This window comes from Bacillus cereus group sp. BfR-BA-01408, assembly GCF_022663305.1.
Classification (GTDB): domain Bacteria; phylum Bacillota; class Bacilli; order Bacillales; family Bacillaceae_G; genus Bacillus_A; species Bacillus_A pacificus.
In genome coordinates, this window is record NZ_JAKUFF010000060.1 from 22,317 (window position 1) to 28,723 (window position 6,407).

The following is a 6,407-nucleotide window of genomic DNA, read 5'->3' on the forward strand; positions in this document are numbered from 1 at the left end:
CCATTACAACAAATATACAAAAAGATGGAAGTTGAAAAACAGATTTTTAATAAAAGGAGAAATGAAATTTGAAACCACCTACAAATAACAATAAAGAAGGTGCGGAGTCACATAAGTTAGAAAGTGAGAGTAAACCGATTTGGAAATCGATGTCCATGTTTTTAGTACCGTTACTATTAAGTAATGTACTACAATCAGTTGGACAATTATTCGGTATGGTAGTAGTAGGAAGATGGCTTGGAGTGAATGATTTAGCGGCCATATCGGCATTCTTCCCATTATTTTTCTTACTTGTTTCATTCGTAATTGGTATTGGTTCAGGGAGTTCCATTTTAATTGGTCAGGCGTTTGGGGCAAAAAACGAAGATCGTTTAAAAGCGATTGTTGGTACGACGCTAACCTTTACCTTTATTATTGGAGTTGTGTTAGCGATAGTAGGTAGTATTTTTGCAATGGATATTATGCGCCTTATGGGGACGCCAGAAAATATTATTGAAATAAGTGTACATTATGCACGTATTTTATTTATATCGATGCCAATCTTATTTTTATATTTCGCATACACAACGTTTATGAGAGGTACAGGAGATTCTAAAACGCCATTTTACTTTTTAATTGTAAGTACAGCGCTAAATATGATCTTATTACCAATCCTTATTTTTGGATGGTTAGGTGCTCCAAAATTAGATGTGTATGGAGCAGCCTATGCTTCTGTTATATCTACAGTTATTACGTTTATTGTCATGTTAGTGTATTTAAAGAAGAAAAATCACCCGCTACAATTAGATAGTACGGTAAGGAAATATCTTCGAATGGATTGGGGTTTATTAAAGTTATTACTACGACTTGGTATTCCAGCAAGTGTTAATATGATATTAGTTTCATTATCAGAAATTGCGGTAATCGCGTTTGTAAATCGTTACGGTTCGGATGCAACAGCAGCTTATGGCGTTGTGAACCAAGTTGCAAGTTATGTACAAATGCCAGCCGTTAGTCTTGGTATTACAGTCTCCATTTTTGCTGCACAATCAATTGGTGCGAATCAATTTGATCGATTGCAGAAAGTTGTGAAGGCCGGAATTATTATGAACTACGTCATCGGTGGTGTGCTAATATCACTCATTTACTTGTTCTCAAGAGACATTCTAGCACTATTTTTAACGAGTCAAACTACAATTGAAATTGCTCATAGCCTAGTTATGATCACATTATGGAGTTATTTAATTTTCGGTCATGCGCAAATTATTAGTGCGACAATGCGAGCAAGCGGTACAGTATTATGGCCAACTGTTATTGGCGTCGTATCAATTTGGCTTGTTGAAGTACCTGTAGCGTATTACCTTTCTTACCATACAAGTCTTGGCATAGAAGGGATATGGATTGGATACCCAGCAGCATTTATTGTCAGCTTAATACTACAATATGCATATTATAAGCTTTCATGGCAGAAGAAACGAATTACACGATTAGTGAGTTAAACACAAAAAATGTCCCTAAGTTATTATACTTAGGGACATTTTTTATAAGTGCAGATTTACAAATAGCTTTTTAAAGTAATATCAAAATGTTGTCTAATGAGTTTATTATCACTCATATAAAATTCCCACGCTTTTTCTGGTTCACCGATAATTTCAAAAGATTCTTCTGTAATATATAAGGCGCAATTATCTTCTAGTGCAATGCCTTCTATATTACCTTGATGATTTTGTAAAAAGGAATGGAAGGCGTTCATTCTATTTAATTGATGATAATGTGGACAAAACCTTTTGTTCACAATGCCCCAGCCGTTACTCTCTATATAACCAGAACCTTCATAATTTGAGCGGATACTAGATGTGAACCAACACATAGCACCAGCGCTACACCCTGCAATGAGCGTTCCTTGCTGCAGAGCCAATAGTAATTTTTCATCGAGCTTATGTTCTTTCCATTCTGTAATCATTTGAATATAGTTTCCGCCACCGAGATAAATTAACTCAGCAGACTGAATCATTTCGTCTATTTCATATTTTGAAGGTGTATCGGCTATAATACGTAAAATTTGTACTTCACAGTGTAATTGTTTTTCGAATGTGTCTAAAAATAATTTTATATAGCTTTCATCATCATGACTAGCTGTAGGAATGAATAATACTTTCGGATACTGTTTATTTGTTAATTCTATAAGTCGCTCATTAATAGGCGAGTGATTTGAATCTTGTAAATCACCGCCACCAATGACAGCTAATTTCATAGTAAAGCACCACCTAATCATTTTCGTTATATAAAAATTCGATAGAAGAGAGTTACATTCCTTCTCTTACGTAATGAATAAGTAGAAAATGGGGTTTAAATATATTGGAATAATAAAGGTGATAGTGGCTATATAGGAAAATGAATTAGAAACAGTTTATCCCGCAATAACGGGCAGTAAGACCCCCATCTCAAAATTCAGCGGAAGCAAAGAAGTTAGGCGGGGGATGAACAAAACCCCTACTGATTAAAGTTTCACTTTATTGTTATATAATGCTTCTTACTATTGTTTCAAAATATGGAAACAATATGTTTAAATAGATATAACGAAGCATGAATTCATATTGAATGAGTGCCTATCCTTTAAAAAAAACTGGAAATAATAGAGATTTTACAAATGAGTTTTTACTTTTAATAGGAAGTTGTATTACAATATGGTAAAATTATTTCAATATATTTATTTAATATAAAAATACAAAGAGGGAGCGTGAAAAAAGTGGATTTTCGATTTGAATTTACAACGAAGGTGAAAGAATACTTGGATGATGAGAAGGATGAAAAAATAATAAAAGATGGACATAGAGATATCATTTTTCAATATTTATATCCACTAGAGAGTGAAATTGGTATTTATAAAAATCCTAACTTTACTTTTTTTGCATCAGGAAGACGCTCGCATATCGTATTAGAAAACATTGAATTTAAAACAGAGGTAAATGTAAAAAGTAACATCATTGAAATTACAAAAATAGTGGATAATGTCGTTATCCCGTTAGATACTATCGTAGCGAAAGATCGGGAATTGTTTGCACTAGGGCGCAATGAGAAGTTTAGTGTGCAAATATTAGAGCAGTATCTGTTTGAAACATTTGGAGAAAAGTTAGGTTTACAGTAAATGGGATTTGGGAGTGAATTTTAGTGTATAGCACTCATAATTGACCTTTTATTTCATTTATACTACAATTCGTAGTGTGAAAGGAGCTATACGATGTTTACTCAAAACTATAAGCTAAATGAACAAGGGTTAAACCATTTCTTTGGACCGCTTGAAGCAAAGATTATGGAGATTGTTTGGTCTAGTGAGGGTATTACGATTAAAGAAGTACAGCAGAAATTAAGCGAAGAATCACCTGTGAATTTTAATACTGTTATGACAGTTATGAACAGGTTAGTAGAGAAATTACACTTAGAAAAACAGACTGTAAAAAGAAGTGGCATATATCGTGCTGTACAAACAAAAGATGAATTCTTATCCAATCAAACGAAGAAAATGACACAGGAATTGATGGGGGAATTTGGTGATTTAGTTGTAAATCATATGCTAGATGAATTAGAGCAAGTTGATCCGACTTTAATAAAAAAGTTAGAAGATAAATTGAGTCAGTTAAAAAAAGAGGATTAATGAAATGAAATGGCAAATGCGTAAAATCTTATTGTTAGCAGTCATTGTTAGTTCCCTCTTTTTTAGTATGTTAGTGTATTACGTTACATATCCATTTCTGTTTCAAAATAAGGCGTTCTTTCTTTCGAATTTTTGCTTGTTTCAGTTAGAAAAACATATGAAAGAATTATCATTCATTCGTATTATAATCGCTGGATTTCTACTACTTACTGTGTTTATTGTGTGCAAAAGAATGTGGCGACAATTTTTTGATACTAAAAGATTACAAAAAGTACTTATTCCCTTCGTTCGAAAAGGAAAACAAATATATATATTGCCGACTGCGGAAGTTGCGGCATTTACAATTGGGTTATTTCGTCCGAAAGTTGTCATGTCAGAAGGGATGCTTCAAACTTTTTCAGATGAAGAAATGGATGCGATTATTTTTCATGAAGAATATCATCAAAACAATCGAGACCCATTAAAATTATTTTGTTTTACGTTATTAGCAGAAGGAATGATATACATCCCGATATTAAAAGGGCTATTGCAGCGCTATCATGTGTATCAAGAGCTAGCTGCAGATAAGTATGCAATGCGGAAAATGAAATCTAAATTCGAGTTAGGAAGCGCATTATTAAAAATAATTAAAATAAAGACAATGGAAAATCGATGTGTTACAGCTTCATTTGCAAAAACAGCGATAAATTTACGAATTGAGCAAGTGTTACATGAAAAAGTTGTTAAGCTCAATATGCCGTTACATACGAATTCGGTATATGTAACAGTAGGTTTATTTTGTATGTCGGTTGTACTGATTGTAGGAGAGTGCATATAGCCTCTTTTTTTAAGTATTAACACTACTTGATGTAGTGTGTTTAGGAGGAAGAAAAGTGAAGAAACTAATTGTGATTATACTAGCTGGGGCACTAATTTGGGCCGGAGTTAATTTTTATAATTCAAAGAAAGAAGAAAAAGAAAGAAAAGCAAAACAAGCGGAGTTACAAAAAACAGAAGTATTACCACAAGTAGGATTTAAGGCACCAGACATAACATTAAAAGGACTAGACGGGAAGTTGTATTCGTTACATGATGCAAAGGGAAAACCGTATCTTATTAATTTTTGGGCATCATGGTGTGGTCCATGTGAAATGGAGGCACCTGACTTAGTTCGTATGTATGATAAATATAAAAAGGATGTTGAAATCTTTGCGGTAAATGCAACAATCGGAGATCCAGTGCAAGAAGCGAGCGCTTTTGCGGATCGTCACGGATTTAAGTTTCCTGTTTTACTAGATATGGACGGAGTAGCTGGATTAGACTATAAAGTATTTTCTTTACCAACGACGTTTTTTGTTAATAAAGATGGCATTATCGTAGAGCAAGTACGAGGCGTATTACCTCCAGATCAATTAGAAGAGAAATTTAAGAAATTAATTGAGAGTTAAAGAGGGGATTTTGTATTAATGGAGTGGATCGTGAGGTTACAACCCGTATCTCTTATAATTGGAAGTCTATTTGGATTTATGTTGATGAAACGAAAGATGAAGAAACAAAGTGTACCATATGAAAAAATGATGGATGCAGTAACAAATGCTTTTCTTATCATCGTATTTTTATGGAAATTTGCACCGGCAATTTTAAATCCAGTATGGGCTATTAGGTCGCCACTGCAAGCATTATTAGCTATAGGAAGTATGAAACATATTATAGTAGGATGCATAATTGCAAGTGTATACATTGTTTGGAAAAGTAAAAAGGGGCAATTCTCACTTCGCATTTTACTTGATGCATTGCCTATTGGACTATGTATGAGTATTGTTTTCTATTTTCTATTTCACCACAAAATAGGTGTACAAACGACATTGCCTTGGGGTGTGAAAATATATGAATCTAAATTTTTATATCATCCTATATTCGTATACGAGATTATCCTGGCTCTTTGTATAGTGAGCTTGTTATGGATGAAAAATGAAAGGCTCGGAAATGGAAAGAATATAAGTGTTTTTCTAATTATTGAGGGGTTTGCTCATATTATTATTTCACTTGTTAGTGAACAGAATTCGGTTTTATTTGGTTTATCGATGCAGCAAATACTCAGTTTTTGTGTTTTTAGTTTAGGGATTTTGTTCGTGCCGAAAAAATAAAAATAGCCATGTATGGAGGAATCCGCACGTGGCTATTTTTATTACATCTATTAAAAAATCGGTGGAGTAACAGAAAATAAGACAATCGCATTTTTTTCAAATTGATTTACCCATTTATGTTTTAAATAAGCGGGTATTTTTACGCTATCACCAGTTTCTAATATGTATTCTTCCTCATTTAAATATAATGTGATTTTCCCATCTAATACAAATGCTAATTCTTCTCCTTTATGTTCTAGTACATTTTCTGATGAAGCTGTATTCGGCGGGACAGTCATAATCGCTGTTGCTAAATTTCCTGTGAAATCAGGTGATAGCATTTCATATGATAAATTATCGATAATCATTTTTTTACGTTTATGAGAGCGTACAATTAAATCGTCTGTATTTGTATCTTCAAGTAAAAAGCTAAATGTTGGAACATCTAACGCTTTAGCGAGTACTTTTAATGTTTGGATAGAAGGGTTAGCAGATCCGCGTTCAATTTGACTTAACATAGATGGTGTAATATCGGCCATCTTTGCTAGTTCTTTACTCGTTAAACCTTTTTCCTTTCTTTGTTTTTCAATTTTTTTACCAATATCTATATTTTCCATAATGAAAATCTCCTTAATTATTATTAAATTATATTTAAATAAATTAAATTA

Annotated in this window: 8 protein-coding genes; 6 read left to right on the plus strand and 2 right to left on the minus strand. The window is 33.1% G+C overall.

The genetic code is table 11. The features are described 5' to 3' along the window. Positions 1-68 precede the first annotated feature (68 nt). Entirely contained in the window at positions 69-1,478 is a 1,410-nt protein-coding gene (locus MR083_RS20310; protein ID WP_000804169.1) for an MATE family efflux transporter, read from the plus strand. 56 nt (positions 1,479-1,534) lie between these two features. Here MR083_RS20310 and MR083_RS20315 read toward each other — a convergent pair whose 3' ends face one another. Further along, positions 1,535-2,233, minus strand: coding sequence for a peptidase E (locus tag MR083_RS20315; protein WP_242269758.1), 699 nt, complete (start codon positions 2,231-2,233; stop codon positions 1,535-1,537). 495 nt (positions 2,234-2,728) lie between these two features. Here MR083_RS20315 and MR083_RS20320 point away from each other — a divergent pair, with 495 nt between their 5' ends. The 5 genes from MR083_RS20320 (at position 2,729) to MR083_RS20340 (ending at position 5,760) form a co-directional block, all read left to right on the plus strand. Continuing rightward, positions 2,729-3,127, plus strand: a complete 399-nt coding sequence (locus MR083_RS20320) for a DUF3942 family protein (protein WP_014893865.1) — start codon at positions 2,729-2,731, stop codon at positions 3,125-3,127. A gap of 93 nt (positions 3,128-3,220) precedes the next feature. Next, complete coding sequence (locus MR083_RS20325) at positions 3,221-3,634, plus strand: BlaI/MecI/CopY family transcriptional regulator (RefSeq protein WP_000495064.1); 414 nt, start codon at positions 3,221-3,223, stop codon at positions 3,632-3,634. 4 nt (positions 3,635-3,638) lie between these two features. Beyond that, positions 3,639-4,451 carry a M56 family metallopeptidase gene (locus MR083_RS20330; protein WP_242269759.1) on the plus strand — a complete coding sequence of 271 codons (813 nt, stop codon included), beginning with the start codon at positions 3,639-3,641 and terminating at the stop codon, positions 4,449-4,451. A 55-nt stretch (positions 4,452-4,506) separates the two neighbouring features. After that, the gene (locus MR083_RS20335; protein ID WP_000734018.1) at positions 4,507-5,061 is read left to right on the plus strand and encodes a TlpA family protein disulfide reductase; all 555 of its coding nucleotides are present in this window, start codon (positions 4,507-4,509) and stop codon (positions 5,059-5,061) included. Between the two features lie 18 nt (positions 5,062-5,079). Further along, positions 5,080-5,760 carry a prolipoprotein diacylglyceryl transferase family protein gene (locus MR083_RS20340; RefSeq protein WP_242269760.1) on the plus strand — a complete coding sequence of 227 codons (681 nt, stop codon included), beginning with the start codon at positions 5,080-5,082 and terminating at the stop codon, positions 5,758-5,760. A 50-nt stretch (positions 5,761-5,810) separates the two neighbouring features. Here the strand turns inward: MR083_RS20340 and MR083_RS20345 are convergent, their stop codons facing one another. Continuing rightward, positions 5,811-6,356, minus strand: coding sequence for a helix-turn-helix domain-containing protein (locus MR083_RS20345; RefSeq protein ID WP_074567980.1), 546 nt, complete (start codon positions 6,354-6,356; stop codon positions 5,811-5,813). Between the last annotated feature and the right edge of the window lie 51 nt (positions 6,357-6,407).

What these genes read in the sequence shown, in the direction of transcription:
- MR083_RS20315 (WP_242269758.1), bottom strand. Translation starts at nt 2,233, where the DNA reads ATGAAATTAGCTGTCATTGGTGGCGGTGATTTACAAGATTCAAATCAC.
- MR083_RS20325 (WP_000495064.1), top strand. Translation starts at nt 3,221, where the DNA reads ATGTTTACTCAAAACTATAAGCTAAATGAACAAGGGTTAAACCATTTC.
- MR083_RS20330 (WP_242269759.1), top strand. Translation starts at nt 3,639, where the DNA reads ATGAAATGGCAAATGCGTAAAATCTTATTGTTAGCAGTCATTGTTAGT.
- MR083_RS20340 (WP_242269760.1), top strand. Translation starts at nt 5,080, where the DNA reads ATGGAGTGGATCGTGAGGTTACAACCCGTATCTCTTATAATTGGAAGT.
- MR083_RS20345 (WP_074567980.1), bottom strand. Translation starts at nt 6,356, where the DNA reads ATGGAAAATATAGATATTGGTAAAAAAATTGAAAAACAAAGAAAGGAA.